The sequence below is a fragment of the Diplocloster hominis genome (assembly GCF_032380655.1).
GTDB lineage: Bacteria > Bacillota > Clostridia > Lachnospirales > Lachnospiraceae > Diplocloster > Diplocloster hominis.
The window spans coordinates 1-16,287 of the sequence record NZ_JAWDIY010000024.1 but is presented as its reverse complement, the minus strand read 5'-3'; the positions used below and the strand labels follow the sequence as shown (position 1 = coordinate 16,287).

The window sequence follows — 16,287 nt, the reverse complement described above, 5'->3', positions numbered from 1 at the left end:
AAACAAATGAATGGAAAAGGAAGTGGATAAAATGATAAACCGGACGAAATTCAGAGTATTTCTTCTTTCTCTTGTATTAATCGCAATCGTGGTGGGAATCTTCTATTATTCCTATGTAGTCCAGAAAGAGAGCATTATTACGGAAGGGACATTTGTTGAAAATATAACAGAAGGGTGTCGGAACCTATGTCTTTGAAGGATACCTTGTATTTAAAAATAGAGCGGAACACGGAAGTGCATACCACAGAGGTTCGCTTAGGGGACGTGGCAAAGCTGGAGTGCAGTAATAAAGATGTAGTGAACCGGCTGAAGGCCATGAAGATCCTGACCCTTTCAGATGCCAAACGCTACAGCCGGAATGCAGTTTCCGTGCTGAAGGTAATCGAGCAGATCCATTCCATTTATCCCCAGCTGGAAATCAATAATGTAGGCGAAACGGATTTTGTGGTCGCATATGAAAAGGAACCGCACCAACACAAAGTCATGGATTTCCTGAAGACGCTTCTGGTCTGCCTGACGACCTTTTTCGGAGCGGCTTTTTCCATTATGTCGTTTAACAATGACGTACAGCTGACGAAACTGTTCAGCCAGATTTATATGCTGATGACAGGTGAAACTTCCAATGGTTACACAATACTGGAGCTGTCTTACTCCATCGGCCTGACAGTGGGAGTGGTCATTTTCTTTAATCATTTCGGGGGCAGGAAACTGTCCGTAGACCCGACTCCCATCGAAGTGGAAATGAGGCTGTACGAGGATGATGTCAATACGACAGTCATCGAGGACAGCAGTAGGAAGGGAAAGAACGTGGATGTTAATTAGACAGATTCTGATGGCCATAATCGGATTGAGCAGCGGATTTACAGTTGCCGGCGGTATCTTTGCGTTTATCGTAGGATTGGGAATCATTCCCCGGTTTGCCGGCAGAACACACACTGCGCATCGGATCCTCTGGTATGAAGACTGTGTGCTGGTAGGCGGCGCTTTGGGTAATCTGATGTACATCTATCAGCTGCCGGTACATCTGGGGAAAATCGGCCTCGGATTGTACGGCCTCTTTGGCGGAATGTTTGTGGGCGCCTGGGCCATGGCATTGGCGGAGATCGTGAACACGATCCCCATCTTTGAGCGGAGAATCAAATTGAGGGAAGGCCTGACCGCCATGATTATCAGTATGGCGGTCGGAAGGTCTCTGGGGGCCATTCTGTACTTTTTTCAGGGATGGTAGCCGGATATTCCATGCGGCGAATAAGGAAAATACAGTAAGTAATACAGCTACATTTGTAAAAAGGAGAATGCATTTATGGACGAAAAGAAACAACAACAGTACGGCGAATACGTAAAGCAGGTAACACCGACCCACAGTCTTCCGTTAAACATGCTGAAAGCATTTATCGTCGGCGGGATTATCTGTGTGATCGGCCAGTTTATTCTGAATTTCTGTGAGGGACGGGGGCTTGAGAAAGAGATCAGCGGAGCCTGGACCTCACTGATTCTGATTTTGGTCAGCATCATCCTGACCGGCTTGAACATCTATCCGACAATCGCCAAATTCGGCGGAGCAGGCGCGCTGGTACCCATTACCGGGTTCGCTAATTCCGTAGCGGCGCCGGCCATTGAGTTTAAAAAGGAAGTTCGCTGTATAATTGGGATAGTCAGAGAAAACCGCAATCGGTGAGTATCAGGACTGAATCCGACAAAATATGCTGGGAAGGAGGTACTTGAAGCGGCTATTATCCCGCATGATTTCAGCCTGCCACAGAGCCAGATGGATGTAGCTGATCCGTCTGGCTCATTTTATTTTCCGATACTTTTATAACACGGGAGGAAGTACCATGCAACAGGGAGTATTATACTTTGAGGGGCAAACAGAACGTATGGATATCCATTTTGAGAACAAGGAAATCTATGGCGGCCTGCACTGCGGAACTACAATGGAGGTCTTGATAAATGACGAATGGATACCCACTCGCATTGAGTACGGAAACGACTGGTATCTCGTAGGTGTGCAGAAGGAATCGTTACCCGGACTTCAAGTAAGAATATAGTAACCACATACTGCAAGGGCAGTCTCTTGATTAAAGGGGCTGCCTTGTTTTTATATCCAGTCGCAGAAAGGAGGAACCCGTCATGCCGAAATGCCTGTTCAGATACCAATGGGTTAAGCTGCCCAGGACTCATTTGCCGGTCGGCAAGGGAATCATGGGTTATTGGGCGAAGCTGGCCTCGCGGGCGGCATTTCGCAAGGGTCAGGCTAAATACTGCGGATACACAAACGATGTAATGCCGGGAATGTGGTCCGGTGGCGTGGTCGGCTTAAAGAGCATTCTGGGCGTCAAAAGCCGCACGGAGGCTCTGGAAATCATGAATACACTCAGCCGGTTCGGGTATATCCGTTACACGCTTGACGAGAAAACAAAGAAACTGGAATATGTCGTCACCGATTGGGTTGTAAAATGCTCCGGCGCCGAATGCATGAGTGGAGCAGTCTACGCAACAGACGGCTATGGCTTTCTCTGCCTCCCCCGCAACATCACGCAGCGCCTTGCGGATCGGCATTATACATTCGGCGAATCAGATGCATGGCTGGACCTCTGGTGCCACACGGTTTGGCAGGAGACCGGCAATGCGTTTTCTTATCTGGCGCCTGCCGTTCAATTCGGGAGACTTGGCGCCGCTTTGACATTGGAAGCCTTGGGACGACGCTGGGGCTGGGAAAAGACAAAGGTGTGGAGATTTTTTCAGAAGAATGGGGATGCCTTCGCTCTGCACCGTCTGCCGGGATCCTACGGCTGCCTCATTTTCAATAGACTGTATCCGCTGGATACAGAGGCTTCGCTGCCCACCGGCGCAGAAATTGAACGCATTATTGAGAAAATGCGTATTTGCGCCGGAAATGCGCATATTGGAGGCTCGGACAATGCACGCCTGAACAAGATGATCCTTTGGTATAGCCGCAGGATCATTATCATGAGAACCACTGATTATGCCGAACAGGTATCAAAAAATCGCGTTGCACTTTTGTCCCCTATAATACGCGCGTATATTTCTCTGTGTTGGAATTGTCAGAACTGTATCTATGACTGCAGAGGTGTAAGTAGTAGACTACGCCGCATAGATGCGAACCACATCCGCGGGCCATGTGCTTACGCGGATTTTTTCTTGCACTCACGAAACCGAAAAGGAGAATCGACATGAGCAAAATCGAAAGCAGTGCCGGAAAGGCGCTTTATGAACAGCAGGAAACCAAGCTGTCGCAGCAATCTGCCGCATTTATTGAGCTTCTAACAAAGCGCGGCATTCTGGGAGATTCGTCTATCGATGATGACAGAGTCCGCCAAGCCAAAAAGGAGAAAAAGAAAAGCATGTATCATAACACGCTTCTCCTGCTGCAGCACTACCGAACCATTCTCTGGACGCTGGAATGCTTCCCGTCCAGCGTAGCAGAGGAGCTGGATCGCCCGCTGAAGGATCTGGATACGCTGCTGGATCGGATCGACCTGGAACTTGGGATGAACAATCGAAAGCTGGAAGGCCGGATGGAGAGTGTACGCCGCTCCCGCCTGCTGGTTGACCGGCTCAACGATGCGGTCAGCATATTGAAATCCAAACCGGTCAACGGGAACAAGATGTACGACATCATCTACATGACCTTTCTCGGGCCGGACAAGCTGATGCACGAGGAGCTTCTGTACCGTCTGGACATCTCTGCCCGGCACTATTACCGGCTCCGCACGCAGGCAATCAATATCATCGCCCTGCGTCTATGGTCTGCCCCTGCCGGCGAGGTGGATTCCTGGCTGGAGGTTCTGAGTATTCTGGAGAACTGGTGAGCAATCTTGAGTGCGGCAGAATCGATGGCACAGAAAAAGGCGGAGAAAATGGCACGGTTCGCGCCGATGACATGTAAATGCAAACATGCTATACTGTTAGCGTCCGATAGTAGGAGCACATCATAAAGGCACCGTTTCTGCGAGGCAGTTCAGCCTCAGAGAGCGGTGCCTTTTTATGTGCCGAATTGAAAAACAGGAGGTAAAAGCATGTCAAAGCAACTTGTATCAGGTAAGCATCGGCTCAGAAATACCTACTGGTCGTTAGTGGGCGCCGCGTCGGCAATGATCCTCTCCGTCCAGCCCGTAATGGCTGAAACGATCTGGGATCGCTTTTCCACGATCATGCGGGATATCTACGGACAGCTGGTCGGGATCAGTACCATTGTCGCCGTAACCGTGGCGGCCATTGCGTTGTTGGTGCGGATGGTCAGCCGGAACCAGCGTGCGGTGGACGAGGCTACCAGCTGGCTCAAACGAGTCGTTGTGACCTGGATTATTCTTAACACACTCGGCTTTATCGTAGCATACCTGCAGCCGTTGATCGCCGGCGGGCAGTATACTGGGTGATGTACAACAGTTCGGGATCAGACAGGAGGTGAACGACTATCTTAGACTGGATTTTTGAAGGGATCGTGACATGGATCTCCAGTATTGCCTCGCAGATCATGGACGCGGTTTCAGGCCTCTTTCTCAATGCGTTGGGAACAGACATGGTGACAATGGAGGAGTATTTCCCCTTCATCACCAAGGCCTTTGACGTCATGCAGTACACAGCCTGGGCAGTCCTTTTTCTCATTGTGGTCTGGCAGCTGTTCCGTGCGTTCGGAGGACCCATTACCGAAGCCGAAAACCCATGGCAATTAGTTGTGCGTAGCGCGATTTTCGCGCTGCTGATCGGATACGCAAAACCAATTTTCATGCTGGCGCTCGACATTGCCAGAGCGCCGTATACGGCACTGATGGATGTAAGCATGACGGCGGAGGAATTCACCTTTGCCGGTGTGGAGCAGGTGCTGAGCAACGGACTGCTGACAATCGTTTCAACCGTGACGGTTGTCGGGCCCATACTGGTTCTGATCCTGCTGATCGCGCTCGGATGGAATTACTTCAAGCTGCTGCTGGAGGCGGTCGAACGGTATATCGTGGTCGGTGTGCTGTGCTATACCTCCCCGCTGGCATTCTGCATGGGCGGCTCCAAGGCGACCAATCAGGTCTTTAAAAGCTGGTGCAGGATGGTAGGCTCGCAGCTTCTCCTGCTGGTCATGAACGTGTGGTTTATCCGGGGATTTAACTCCTCGGTAGGCCAGTATATCGGAAATGGCGGCGCGCTGAGTACAGGGCAGGGATCTATCTTTCTATGGCTGTTCTGCGCCCTGGCATTCCTAAAGACCGCACAGAAATTCGACAGCTATATGGCCGCCATGGGGCTTAATGTGGCGCAGACCGGTTCCAGCATGGGCATGGAACTGCTGATGGCTGCAAGGGTGATCAGCGGCGTGGGACACAGCGCAAAGAGCGCAGGCAGCGTGTTCGGCAGGGGCGGTTCGACTGCAACCGGAACCGGCGCCGCGGCCAGCGGCTTTGCATCCGGCTTTGCCAGCAGATTCAAGGGGAACAGCTATGTCCGTGACGCCGTCGTTGATGGCGGCACGCGCATGGGCATGGGCGGCGGCGTCGGCTTTGTCGGGCGCATTTTCGGCGGTGTAGCTGCCAGAAACGGTGCGATGCTTACGGGAGAATCCATCTCCTCCGTAGCAGCGCGTCCCGCAGAAGCAGCCGGCACTATTGCCGGCGATATCGCCGACCGCAGCCTTGGCAACTACATGCCTCAGCTTGCGGGCCATACACTCAAGGGAACCCAGATCAGCGGCGGACACATCAGCACGACGGCGACCGGCACAGACGGCAAGGTCAGCAGTGTGGAGATGTTCAATACGGCGCAGTTTGAAAAACCCGCCGCTCCGCACTCCGTTGTAACTGCCTCTGACGGCAGCACCTGGTATCAGATGGCCAGCGGCGAGGGCCGAAACGCCTTCTACGATGCGCCCGGGTTTACCGGCAGCCCCGCCGAATCCGAACAGGTTGCGGCAGCCTTCCCCGGCGCTGCTGAAGGTACAGTCCTTCGCAACACGGGCGACGGCATCATGGAAGCCGGCAGCGAGAGCGGAAACAGCCTGTGGTACAACAGCGCGTATTACAATGAGCCCGACGCACCGCACACTGTCATGCAGGCGGCAAACGGCGTAGACTGGTACGCTATGCAGCAGCACGCGGAAGCGCCTGCCTTTGAACAGGGAGAGGCCGCAGACGCATATAACCAGGCGGCCTTCCGCAACTTTATGCCCGGCTTTGAGCAGCAGGTGGCACATGTGGACGGCACGCATCGGGAGGACGGGCACTTCGAGGTCCGCCATGCCGATGGCTCCGGGACGGCTTTTTACGACACCGCCAGATTCGCCGCACCGCGCGGGGATTATCAGGTGTATGAGGACGTCAGAGGGCAGCAGTGGATCGCCATCCATGGAGACCCCGCCGTGGAACGCAAGCCGGTGTTCGAGGACGGAAAGCCCGTCTACGACGGTGAAAACGTCCGCACGGTGTCCGTGGAGTCGGTTCGATACAAGAACATGCCCAGCCGCTTTAAGGAGCCGGAAAAGCGTCCGGACAGCGGCATAAAGGCGCCGAAGCGCAGGAAATAAATGCAGCGGGCAACAGCCGGAGCGGATGACATCCCTCCGGCTGTTTTGCCTGCCTGCGAATGAAGAAACCAGCCGCCACGCGCGGCTTCGGATACTCACCGGGGAGGTGTAAAAGAAAATGGGTGAGCCGGATAAACGGCAGATAGGCGACGGCAGCGATAATTACGGCGAAGCTGCCAAGCAGATGGCCAAAGCCGCAAAGGAAGCAGGAAAAGAGACGGCAAAGCAAGCCGCCGTGAAAGGCGCTGAAGCCGGCGCCAATGCAGCAGCCGCGACGGTGCAGGCAGGTGTGGAGGGCGGCAAGGCGGTTGCCGAGATAGCCGCAGGAACCGCTGCGGGCGGACCGTGGGGTGCGATTTTATCGGCGGCATGGGCCATGCGTCACACGCTGTTTAAGATACTTGTCTGCATCTGCCTGTTTTTCCTTGTCATTATCGTCCTGATCGTTTCACTGCCCAGCGTTGTCACAAACAGCGTGTTTGGGCTGGATGGGTCGATGGTGGACATGGAAAACCCCACAACGCTGCTGGAATCCTATAACGACCTTGCCACAGATATTTCCGCAGTTGTGGAGGAAGGGTATGACGCAGCCCTCGCAAAAGTCGAGCAGATCATTGAGGACGGCGGATACGACTACGATCTGTCAATGGATGCACTTATCAATTATGCACAGGGTTCCGCCGGGTACGATGTAAGCTATATCCTTGCGGCCTACTCCGCATCGCTTCAACAACGCAATACCGGCAAGGAGGATATGCTGGCAAAGCTTCGCAGCGTTGCCGACAGTATGTTTCCGGTATCTTTCGTGGAGAAGGAATCGGAGCAAATCGTCCCCTTTACCTATGCTACATACAGACCCGTTACCGTGACGGTCGTCACATCCAAGACACAGACGGGAACCATCAATGGCGTTCCGCAGTACCGTTATACCACAGCCCGTCGCACCTACTATGAGCCGGACGAAACGATAACAACATCGGAGCCGGTCAATGTGGCAGCCTATACGCCTGTGGCAGTTTCCGTTCCCATATACAGCGGAGGCAGAATCACCGGCACACGAAGCGAAATCTATTATGAGCAGGGCGGCAACGAGACGCTCACTCCGGAAACGGAGGTCGTAAAGTATGTGGAATGCACCATACAGCCCTTTGATAACAGCGTCATCATCCGAGCCTTCGGGATCGATCCCTCCGCCACCTATGACCAATTCAAAATAACCTATGGCGAGGCCATTCAGAAGATGGCCAACGCCTTGAAAATGACGCTGTATGGGACATTAGGCAATGGGCAGATGGTTCCCTTGACCGATGCGGAGCTGATCGCCTTTGTCAACGCGCAGAACTGCAGCCCCATGCGGAAGCATATCCTCACAACGGCATTGTCGCTGGTGGGCAAGGTCCCATATTTCTGGGGCGGCAAGTCGGCGCCCGGTTGGAACGATGCTTGGAACACGCCGCGGCTGGTGACGTCAGCCGGTTCTCCGACGACCGGCACGATTCGGCCCTTTGGTCTTGATTGCAGCGGATTCACCACATGGGTATTCAATACGGCAGTAGGCGTTGAGATCGGCGCCGGCTGCAACGGACAGTACCCGAATACCTACGGCATCTCCGCAGCGGAGCTGCTGCCGGGTGATCTGGGATTCCTTGCGGATGACGATGGCTGGGGCCATGTGCTTGTTTTTGCCGGATATGATGCGGAAGGGACTCGTATGTGGGTGCATTCCTCCGGCGGCATCGGCGTTATCCTGAATACGCCAAGCTATGAAGGAAGGCTTTCCTATCGCCGCCTCAGCATCGTGGATTACGATGCGCCGGTGGTAAACGCCCCGACCGGTGAGGCGCTTTATACGCTGGAGGTAGAGGTGACGCATTACTGCGCCTGTGCAAAGTGCTGCGGCAGCAATGCGCAGGGGCTTACCGCCAGCGGCAAACAGGCAGCGGTCGGTATGGTCGCTATGTCCAGCCATTATCCCTTCGGCACGCAAATCATGATAAACGGTACCATGTACACCGTGGAAGATCGGGGCGGCTCGGGCATAGAGAACAATATCCATCGCGTGGATATCTATGTGCCGGACCATCAGCAGGCGCTGCGGATGGGACGGTATACCACAACCGCAACAATTTACAGATTAGGCAGGTGAAAAACTTGGACGAAAGAGAATACAACAACGTGTACGCAATCCCCGCAAACTATACGGACAGCGGCAAACTGCTGGGAGGGATGATCGATACCCGGAACGCAATCGAAACGGTGATTCTGGTGCTGGCTTTGGGCTATCCGGAGCTGATTCTGATCCCCATGCCCGGCACCATCCGCATCGTGGTCATGACGGTCACGCTGCTGCCGCTGGCGGTGGTGTCTGCAATGGGCGTGGATGGCGGGTCGCTGTTTCAGTACATCGGCCATATCATCCATTTCTGGACACACCGCAGGAAATTACACTTCAGGAGGATCGGATACCGCTATGGCCAAAGCAAAAGGAAAAAGAAACCGCAGAAAAGAAAAGCTTGAGTTTGTACAGGATTATTTGCCCATCCGCGACCTGAAAAACGGGATCATTGAAACGACGGACAACCGCTACATAAAAATCCTTGAGATCGAGCCGATCAACTTCACGCTGCGATCCGATGAGGAGCAGTTCAACATCATCTCCAGCTTTGCCAGCTGGCTGAAGATATCCCCCATGCGGCTGCAGTTCAAGTCCATTACGCGCCGCGCGGACTCGGATAAGCACATATCCATGATCTGCGAGGAATTGGAACACGAGGAGAATCCGCAATGTAAGGAACTTGGCGAAGATTATATCGGGCTCATCAAGGATGTGGGAAATCGGGAAGCGCTGACGAGGCGCTTCTTTCTGATTTTCCAGTACGAGGCGGTAGGCCGCAACGAAAGCGACGACTATGCAAAGATCTACGGCATGCTCCAGACCGCCGAGCAGACAGCGCGGGCGTATTTCATGCAATGCGGCAACAGCATCGTGCAGTCCAAAGACCCGGATGAAGCGACTGCCGAAATCCTATACATGTTTTACAACCGGCGCTCCTGCACGGACGAGCCGTTTTCCTCCCGTGTAGATCGCATCGTGGTGGACACCATGGCGGCAAAGAAGAAAATCATCGGCATGGACCCGGTGCCGCCTATCCGCATGGCCAACTTTCTGGCGCCCCGCGGCATCGACCTGAGCCATTATAACTATGTCGTTATGGACGGGCTGTACTATTCCTTCCTCTACATCAAGGCAGGCGGGTATCCAAGCCGCGTCCGGGCCGGCTGGATGTCCTCGCTCATCAACGCCGGAGAAGGAGTGGACATCGACGTCCACCTCCGCCGGGAGAACCGCAGCCGCACCATAGATAAGGTCGCCCAGCGGATCAGGCTCAACCGCACCAAGCTCAAGAGCATGCAGGATACCAGCACCGATTATGAGGAGCTGACCAATTCCATACAGGCGGGCTATTTTATCAAGAATGGAATCGCCAACTACAACGAGGACCTCTTTTACATGAGCGTTTTCATCACCGTATCGGCCAAAACCTACGAGGAATTGCTTTGGCGCAAGCAGCAGATGGTGGATATGCTCAAATCCATGGATATGTACACCAGCGAGTGCAGCTTTCAGCAGGAGGCCGCACTGCAGTCGGTGATGCCGTTCCTGAAAATCTCGCCCAAGCTGGAGAAAAAGGCGCAGCGCAATGTGCTGACCAGCGGCGCCGCATCCAGCTATATCTTCACCAGCTTTGAGCTGTCGGACGACAACGGCGTGCTGCTGGGTATCAACCGATACAACAACTCCCTGTGCATCGTGGATCTGTTCAACACAAAGATCAATAAAAATGCCAACCTGAACCTGCTGGGCACATCGGGCGCAGGCAAGACCTTTACCATGCAGCTGCTGGCGCTTCGGATGCGGATGCGCGGCATTCAGTGCTACATTCTGGCGCCCATCAAGGGACACGAATTCCGTAGAGCCTGCAATAAGATCGGCGGCGAGTTTATCAAGATCGCACCGGGTTCCCCCCACTGCATCAATGTAATGGAGATACGGCATACCATGTCGCCGGAGATGGAGCTGATTGACGAGATCGATTATGTGGAGATGGGCTCCATGCTGGCTCGAAAAATTCAGCAGCTCATGACCTTCTTCGGCCTGCTGATCCCCGATATGAGCAACGAGGAGGAGCAGATGCTGGATGAAGCGTTGATCCGAACCTATGCGGATTTCGGCATCACCCATGATAACGACTCCATCTATACGGACATGTCCTCCGCTCCGCCCAAAATGAAGCAGATGCCCATCCTGGGCGACCTGCATAAGCACTTGCAGGAGAATCCCATGACCCAGCGGCTGGCGGCCATCATCAGCCGTTTTGTCACCGGCAGCGCCCAAAGCTTCAACAGACAGACCAATGTAGACCTCTCTAATAAGTACATCGTCCTTGACCTGTCGGAGCTGAAGGGCAAGCTGCTTCCGGTGGGTATGTTCATCGCACTGGATTATGTGTGGGATCAGATAAAGTCTGACCGCACCAAACGCAAAGCCATCTTTATCGACGAGATCTGGCAGCTGATCGGCGCCAGCTCCAACCGCATGGCCGCAGAGTTTTGTCTTGAGATATTCAAGGTTATCCGCGGCTTCGGCGGAGCGGCCATTTCCGCAACGCAGGACCTGTCGGATTTCTTCGGTCTGGAGGACGGCAAGTACGGCAGGGCGATCATCAACAACTCCAAGAACAAGATCATTCTGAACCTGGAGCCGGACGAGGCCCGGTATGTACAGGAAACGCTGAAGCTCACCCGCACGGAGATCCGCGCCATCACCCGCTTCGAGCGCGGCGAGGCGCTCATCAGCTCCAACAACAACAAAGTGCCTGTGGTGGTGAAGGCCTCCAAGCTGGAAAAGGAAATGATCACCACGGATCGCGCCGAGCTGGAGGCAATCCTCAAAGAACGGCAGAGGGAGAAAACGCATTCAGCGTAGAATACGCATTTTGCAAAGAATACGCACACGCAGAAGGAGGTGAACAACATGCTGCTTGATGATGAGCGCCATGTGATCAAATGGCTGTCGCAGTACGGCGCACTGACCAAAACACAGGTGATCCGACTGCTGCGGGACAAAACCCCGGAGACGGCGGAGAAGATTCTTCGCAATCTGAAAAGGGAGCATCAAATCTCGGATGTGGCCGGTGGCTACTATCTGGCTTTGGATGGACTATGCAAGCCGGATCAGCGGACGATCCTTGCCGTATGGGTGCTGCTGCGGTTTATCGACTATGTGGATCCCATGGCGCATTATCCTGCGGTCTACCCGTCCCAAATCTTTTTTCTGAAGGAAAACACCGGCTATGAGATCGTCGTGCTGTATGACGGTGAGCAGCACCTTAGCAAGCTGCTGCAGCCGCAGGATGACGAGATGAAATATATCTTTGTCCTGCCCAATATCGCCATGGCATCCCAGATGATGCGCCCCAAGGCGCCCTGCCTGTTTGCAACCGTCAACTTTGCCGGGCAGGAAGAACCGGACATTACATTTTACACAGAGGAGGCTGCAACCGATGGACTCGATAAGCTCGTTCATTCATCTGCTGGATAAAATAGAGACGCAGGATCGACGGCTCGGCATGACCATAAAAAATCTCCGCTGTCTGACCGGAGGGAAAAGCATGGAGCTGGCGTATGCCATGGCGCTGAAGCTGGCTGAGGAAAGCGAAAAATTGACGCTGCTGACCAGAGCGCTTCCCGCCTACACGGGAAATCCGCGGGCACTGCGGGATGTGGATGCGGTTGCAGCAGAGTCGGTTCCAATAGAAGCGGGCTTTACCATCGAAGGGTGGTTCTGCATCCGGCTGCCTCTGCTGCTCCCCAAAAAGGAGAGGGGCTCCGCCTCCTATATTCGGGGCATCCTGTACCCGGCGCTCAGGAACTTCTTTCAGGGCAAAGCACCGGTTCGATACCCCGAAAGCATCATGATATTCCGCCATGTATATGAAAAAGGCAGGCCGGAGCGTCGGTACCGGGATCATGACAATATTGAGATCAATATGGTCTCCGATACCGTCGCCATGTATGTGCTTACGGATGACGCGCCGCCGTGCTGCGATCATTTCTACTGCAGCGCGGCCTCCACGCAGGAGCGTACGGAGGTGTATGTGGTCCCGGCACGGGATTTTCCACAGTGGCTGGTACTTGAGCCCCTGATCCCGGATGAGGGGGTGATGCTCCATGAAAATGTGCCGGAGCAGCGTCAAAAACATGTGTAAAAACAGGGCAAAAACCTGCCTCCCAAATGACATATCTTTTTACAGCCGGAAAACACCGATGAAACCGATATTTTTCAGGCTTTTTGCGCAGACGGTTTCCGACAAAGAGAGCAGTCATGTTGTCGGAAAGTTCCTGCATTCCGGGGCTTGAAACAATGATTACCGTTCGGCCGGGAAGTCATGTGCATCGGCTTATCACAGTGCTTGGGCTCGCCGGCGAATACCCTGTCCGTTCGCTTGGCGTGCTGGGAAACGAGCGTACTCTCAGAGCGCTGGTGGGTAAACTTTCCACAACACAGGAGCTTCGTAACCCGGATACCGATGAGCGGATGAGGGTAAAGCTGCTGCAGATGACCGGTATCGGGAATGCCAAAGCGATTCGTTTCTGTAAGGGCGCTCTCCCCATACTGGAATGGATACATCCGGACGCATACGGCTATTATATGGCCGCGTTTTACAATCATAGATTTCCCGGCGGTATGGCGCATCGGGACCGTAACCTTCGGGTTGCCGAGACGATTGGGATGCACCTGATAGCCGGTGTCGAGACAAAGGCCTATCTGCTCCCCGCCTTGCAAAACCGTGCCATCCTTCGGATAACACCGGACGCGCCTGCCTTCTACCTGGCGCGGGACTTCAAGAGGATCACCCCTGCGGAACAGAACAAAACCATGTTCACACGCATCGTCGGCGCAATCTTCTATTCCGGCAGCTGTTACGCCGTTTACAACACGCGGAACGCCGCGATGAAATGGAACGGCATGGGAGAGTTCAAAGCACTCCACAGCCTGACAGAGCTTGCCCGCATGAATGCCGGGGTTCAGAGCATCGACTCCGCAATCCTGCTGGGCGAGTCCTATGATACGGCGCTGACCACACTGCTGGAGTCGGATAAAAACCGGCGACTGGAACTTCGGTTTGATGGAATCTATCGACACATCTATTTTGTGCCCATGAATGCCGGCGGTATCCGGCAGCTCAGATTGCTCACCGTCCCAGACTGGAAAGAAAAACTGCTTGAGCTGCTGTTCGACCCAGACGTCCGGTCATATAACCGGGGATTCATGGAATACGACGCCAGTATCGGCGGCACCTGTGTTTTCTCGCATCTTGACGGCGACATCGCACGCCTGATCCGTTTTCGTGAGGCAATGCAGACCGGTGCAGGGAGCTTCGAGGTACTCTGCTTCGATGATCAAGCGCCCTTTCTAAGAGAGTACCTTGGCCCGTATATCACACTCAAAACCATCGACGCTGCCACAGTAGAAGCAGAACTGGGACTATAAAGGAGGAATGCATTCTGGATAAAAAGCGAGCAGCAGCCATCATCGCCGTCTCCATACCGGGACTTATCACCCTGCTTTACCTGGGCGGAGTGCTTGGCCAATTGCTGATAAACTACGAGCTTTGGATGAATTCCGGCGGTCTTACAGGGCAAACGACCATCGGCGCCGTAGACTGGAATCCGATCGTGTGTCTGGGCAGCGCCTTCAGCATCCCGGGGCTAAAAAGCATCGGTATACTGCTGCTGACCGGGGTCGGTATCACGGCCTATGTGCGTTTCCACGATAAATTCAGCTCCAAGGACTACGATGAGCGCGGATTTACCCGCAGCAAGTACGGAACCTACGGCACCGCTTCATGGATGAAGGACAAGGAACTGAAAGAGATTCTGGAGATCAAGCCTCCGTCGCAGGCCGATGGCATCATCCTGGGCGAAAAAAACGGCAGCGTCGTCTGCTTACCTAAAGACACCAGACTGAACCGCCACATCGCCGTATTCGGTGCATCAGGTACCCGGAAATCCCGTGGCGTGATCCGTCCGGCACTGTTCACCATACTCAAGCGCGGAGAGTCGGCAGTCATTACGGATCCGAAGGCGGAGCTCTATAACGATACCGCCGAGTTGTTCCGCAAGAACGGGTATGAGGTAAAAGTATTCAACCTGGTAGACCCCCGGCACGGCGACTCATGGAACTGCATGTCAGACCTGAACGGCGATACTCTGCTGGCGCAGGTGTTGACCAATGTCATCATCTCCAACACCAGTGAGGGCAAGGGCGACCATTTCTGGGACAACGGCGAGGCCAATTTGCTCAAAGCGCTGGTGCTCTATATCGATCTGGACAGGAGCCGCAGCCCGGAGACGAAGAACCTGGCGGCCGCCTACCAGCTCCTGACCCAAAACAGCGAACGGCAGCTGACGGCGCTTTTTGAAAAGCTGCCGCTGGATCACCCCGCCCGTGCGCCGTTCAATCTTTTCTCGCAGGCCAGCGACACGGTGCGTTCCGGCATCGTCCTTGGACTCGGCACCCGGTTACAGGTCTTACAGAACGAGGCCGTGCGGGACATCATCAGCCGCAGCGATATCGATCTCACGGCGCCGGGCAAGCGCAAATGCGCCTACTTCGTCATACTCAGCGACCAGGACGCAACGATGGCGTTTCTGTCCTCGCTGTTCTTTTCGTTTCTATTCATCAAGTTGGTGCGCTATGCCGACAGCACGCCGGAGCTGCGCTGCAAAGTCCCGGTCAACCTCATCTTCGATGAGTTCAACAATGTGGGCAAGCTCGGCGGCGCAGCGGACGGTTCGGATTTTGCCCGTACGCTCAGCGTTATCCGCAGCCGTGCGATCTATGTGATGCTGGCCGTGCAGAGCCTCGGTCAGCTCCAGAACCGGTATCCCAACAATCTCTGGGCGGAGATCGTCGGTAACCTGGACGTGCAGCTCATGCTGGGCTGTACCGATGAGGTCAGCGCCGAGTACTTCTCCGCGCGGAGCGGTGATATGTCGGTGGAGATCAACTCCACCATGACCGTGCGCAAGACCATTGCCGTAGCGCAGGTCATCCCCCAATACCGTCAGACAGAGGGCCAGGGGCGCAGACGGCTGCTGACTCCGGACGAGGTGCTGCGCATCCCCAACGAGGAACTGCTGGTGGTCATCCGAGGACACAATGTCCTGAAACTGAAAAAATTTGATTATGCTGACCACCCGCTGGCCAAGGAATTGACTCCCGTCAGCATTCTTGACTACACACCCCCGCGCGCGGCAGCGCCTTTTCTCCAGACCGAGACGACTTTGTCACGCGCAGTGTCTGAGGAGCGGCCGCACACATCGTCCATACCCTCAAAACGCAGAACGCTGTACAGCTCCGCAAAACCGCCGAGCGAGTTTTGAACTCAATGCTTTAACTAAAAAGCTGACATTTAACTTTAGTGATGTTGTAATGCTGAAAGATAGTTAAATTAGTGGCGAGCAAATGGACTATATCACAAAACACCGAGCGTATCGGCAATACGGACAGACTAACAAATAAAACACATTACCGGCAGATGGGCGTCTCAGAAATGGGACGCTCTTTTTATATAATAAGAAAGTTCGCCAAATAGCTAACTATTGATTAAAAAAGCCCGCAAAATGCGAGCAAAGTAAACAGACGGTGGTTAGAAGAGGTCAATATAAAATCCTTCTTCAAATTCATC

15 protein-coding genes are annotated in these 16,287 nt (G+C 54.1%); all 15 read left to right on the top strand.

All coding sequences use genetic code 11. The annotated features are described in order from the left end of the window. Positions 1–186 precede the first annotated feature (186 nt). The 15 genes from ABC831_RS19000 to ABC831_RS18930 all read left to right on the top strand — a co-directional run bounded on the left by ABC831_RS19000 (position 187) and on the right by ABC831_RS18930 (position 15,982). On the top strand, positions 187–822 hold the full coding sequence (locus ABC831_RS19000) for a stage V sporulation protein AA (RefSeq protein ID WP_343249647.1): 636 nt from the start codon (positions 187–189) through the stop codon (positions 820–822). Then, entirely contained in the window at positions 812–1,228 is a 417-nt protein-coding gene (locus ABC831_RS18995; RefSeq protein ID WP_343249646.1) for a stage V sporulation protein AB, read from the top strand. The genes ABC831_RS19000 and ABC831_RS18995 overlap by 11 nt, the downstream gene beginning before the upstream one ends. Before the next feature lie 75 nt (positions 1,229–1,303). Further along, positions 1,304–1,678, top strand: coding sequence for a SpoVA/SpoVAEb family sporulation membrane protein (locus ABC831_RS18990; protein ID WP_425524606.1), 375 nt, complete (start codon positions 1,304–1,306; stop codon positions 1,676–1,678). A 157-nt stretch (positions 1,679–1,835) separates the two neighbouring features. Further along, positions 1,836–2,048, top strand: coding sequence for a DUF5348 domain-containing protein (locus ABC831_RS18985; protein ID WP_343249645.1), 213 nt, complete (start codon positions 1,836–1,838; stop codon positions 2,046–2,048). 82 nt (positions 2,049–2,130) lie between these two features. Beyond that, complete coding sequence (locus ABC831_RS18980; protein WP_343249644.1) at positions 2,131–3,198, top strand: hypothetical protein; 1,068 nt, start codon at positions 2,131–2,133, stop codon at positions 3,196–3,198. Next, a complete protein-coding gene (locus ABC831_RS18975; protein ID WP_134107534.1) occupies positions 3,195–3,833 on the top strand; it encodes a hypothetical protein in 639 nt (212 codons plus the stop codon). Before ABC831_RS18980 ends, ABC831_RS18975 begins: the two co-directional genes overlap by 4 nt. 207 nt (positions 3,834–4,040) lie before the next feature. After that, positions 4,041–4,400 carry a hypothetical protein gene (locus ABC831_RS18970; protein ID WP_134107528.1) on the top strand — a complete coding sequence of 120 codons (360 nt, stop codon included), beginning with the start codon at positions 4,041–4,043 and terminating at the stop codon, positions 4,398–4,400. A gap of 98 nt (positions 4,401–4,498) precedes the next feature. Then, the gene (locus ABC831_RS18965; RefSeq protein ID WP_343249643.1) at positions 4,499–6,532 is read left to right on the top strand and encodes a hypothetical protein; all 2,034 of its coding nucleotides are present in this window, start codon (positions 4,499–4,501) and stop codon (positions 6,530–6,532) included. A 118-nt stretch (positions 6,533–6,650) separates the two neighbouring features. Beyond that, positions 6,651–8,678, top strand: coding sequence for a C40 family peptidase (locus tag ABC831_RS18960; RefSeq protein WP_343249642.1), 2,028 nt, complete (start codon positions 6,651–6,653; stop codon positions 8,676–8,678). 5 nt (positions 8,679–8,683) lie between these two features. Then, positions 8,684–9,049: a hypothetical protein gene (locus ABC831_RS18955; RefSeq protein ID WP_133304380.1), complete on the top strand. Its 366-nt coding sequence runs from the start codon at positions 8,684–8,686 to the stop codon at positions 9,047–9,049. Continuing rightward, positions 9,003–11,519, top strand: coding sequence for a VirB4 family type IV secretion system protein (locus ABC831_RS18950; protein ID WP_081338273.1), 2,517 nt, complete (start codon positions 9,003–9,005; stop codon positions 11,517–11,519). Before ABC831_RS18955 ends, ABC831_RS18950 begins: the two co-directional genes overlap by 47 nt. A 48-nt stretch (positions 11,520–11,567) precedes the next feature. Next, the gene (locus tag ABC831_RS18945; RefSeq protein WP_069431238.1) at positions 11,568–12,134 is read left to right on the top strand and encodes a DUF5697 family protein; all 567 of its coding nucleotides are present in this window, start codon (positions 11,568–11,570) and stop codon (positions 12,132–12,134) included. Further along, on the top strand, positions 12,097–12,801 hold the full coding sequence (locus ABC831_RS18940; RefSeq protein WP_343249641.1) for a DUF6100 family protein: 705 nt from the start codon (positions 12,097–12,099) through the stop codon (positions 12,799–12,801). Before ABC831_RS18945 ends, ABC831_RS18940 begins: the two co-directional genes overlap by 38 nt. 116 nt (positions 12,802–12,917) lie before the next feature. Further along, positions 12,918–14,087: a hypothetical protein gene (locus tag ABC831_RS18935; protein ID WP_343249640.1), complete on the top strand. Its 1,170-nt coding sequence runs from the start codon at positions 12,918–12,920 to the stop codon at positions 14,085–14,087. Between the two features lie 101 nt (positions 14,088–14,188). Next, entirely contained in the window at positions 14,189–15,982 is a 1,794-nt protein-coding gene (locus tag ABC831_RS18930) for a VirD4-like conjugal transfer protein, CD1115 family (protein ID WP_343249639.1), read from the top strand. Positions 15,983–16,287: the final 305 nt, after the last annotated feature.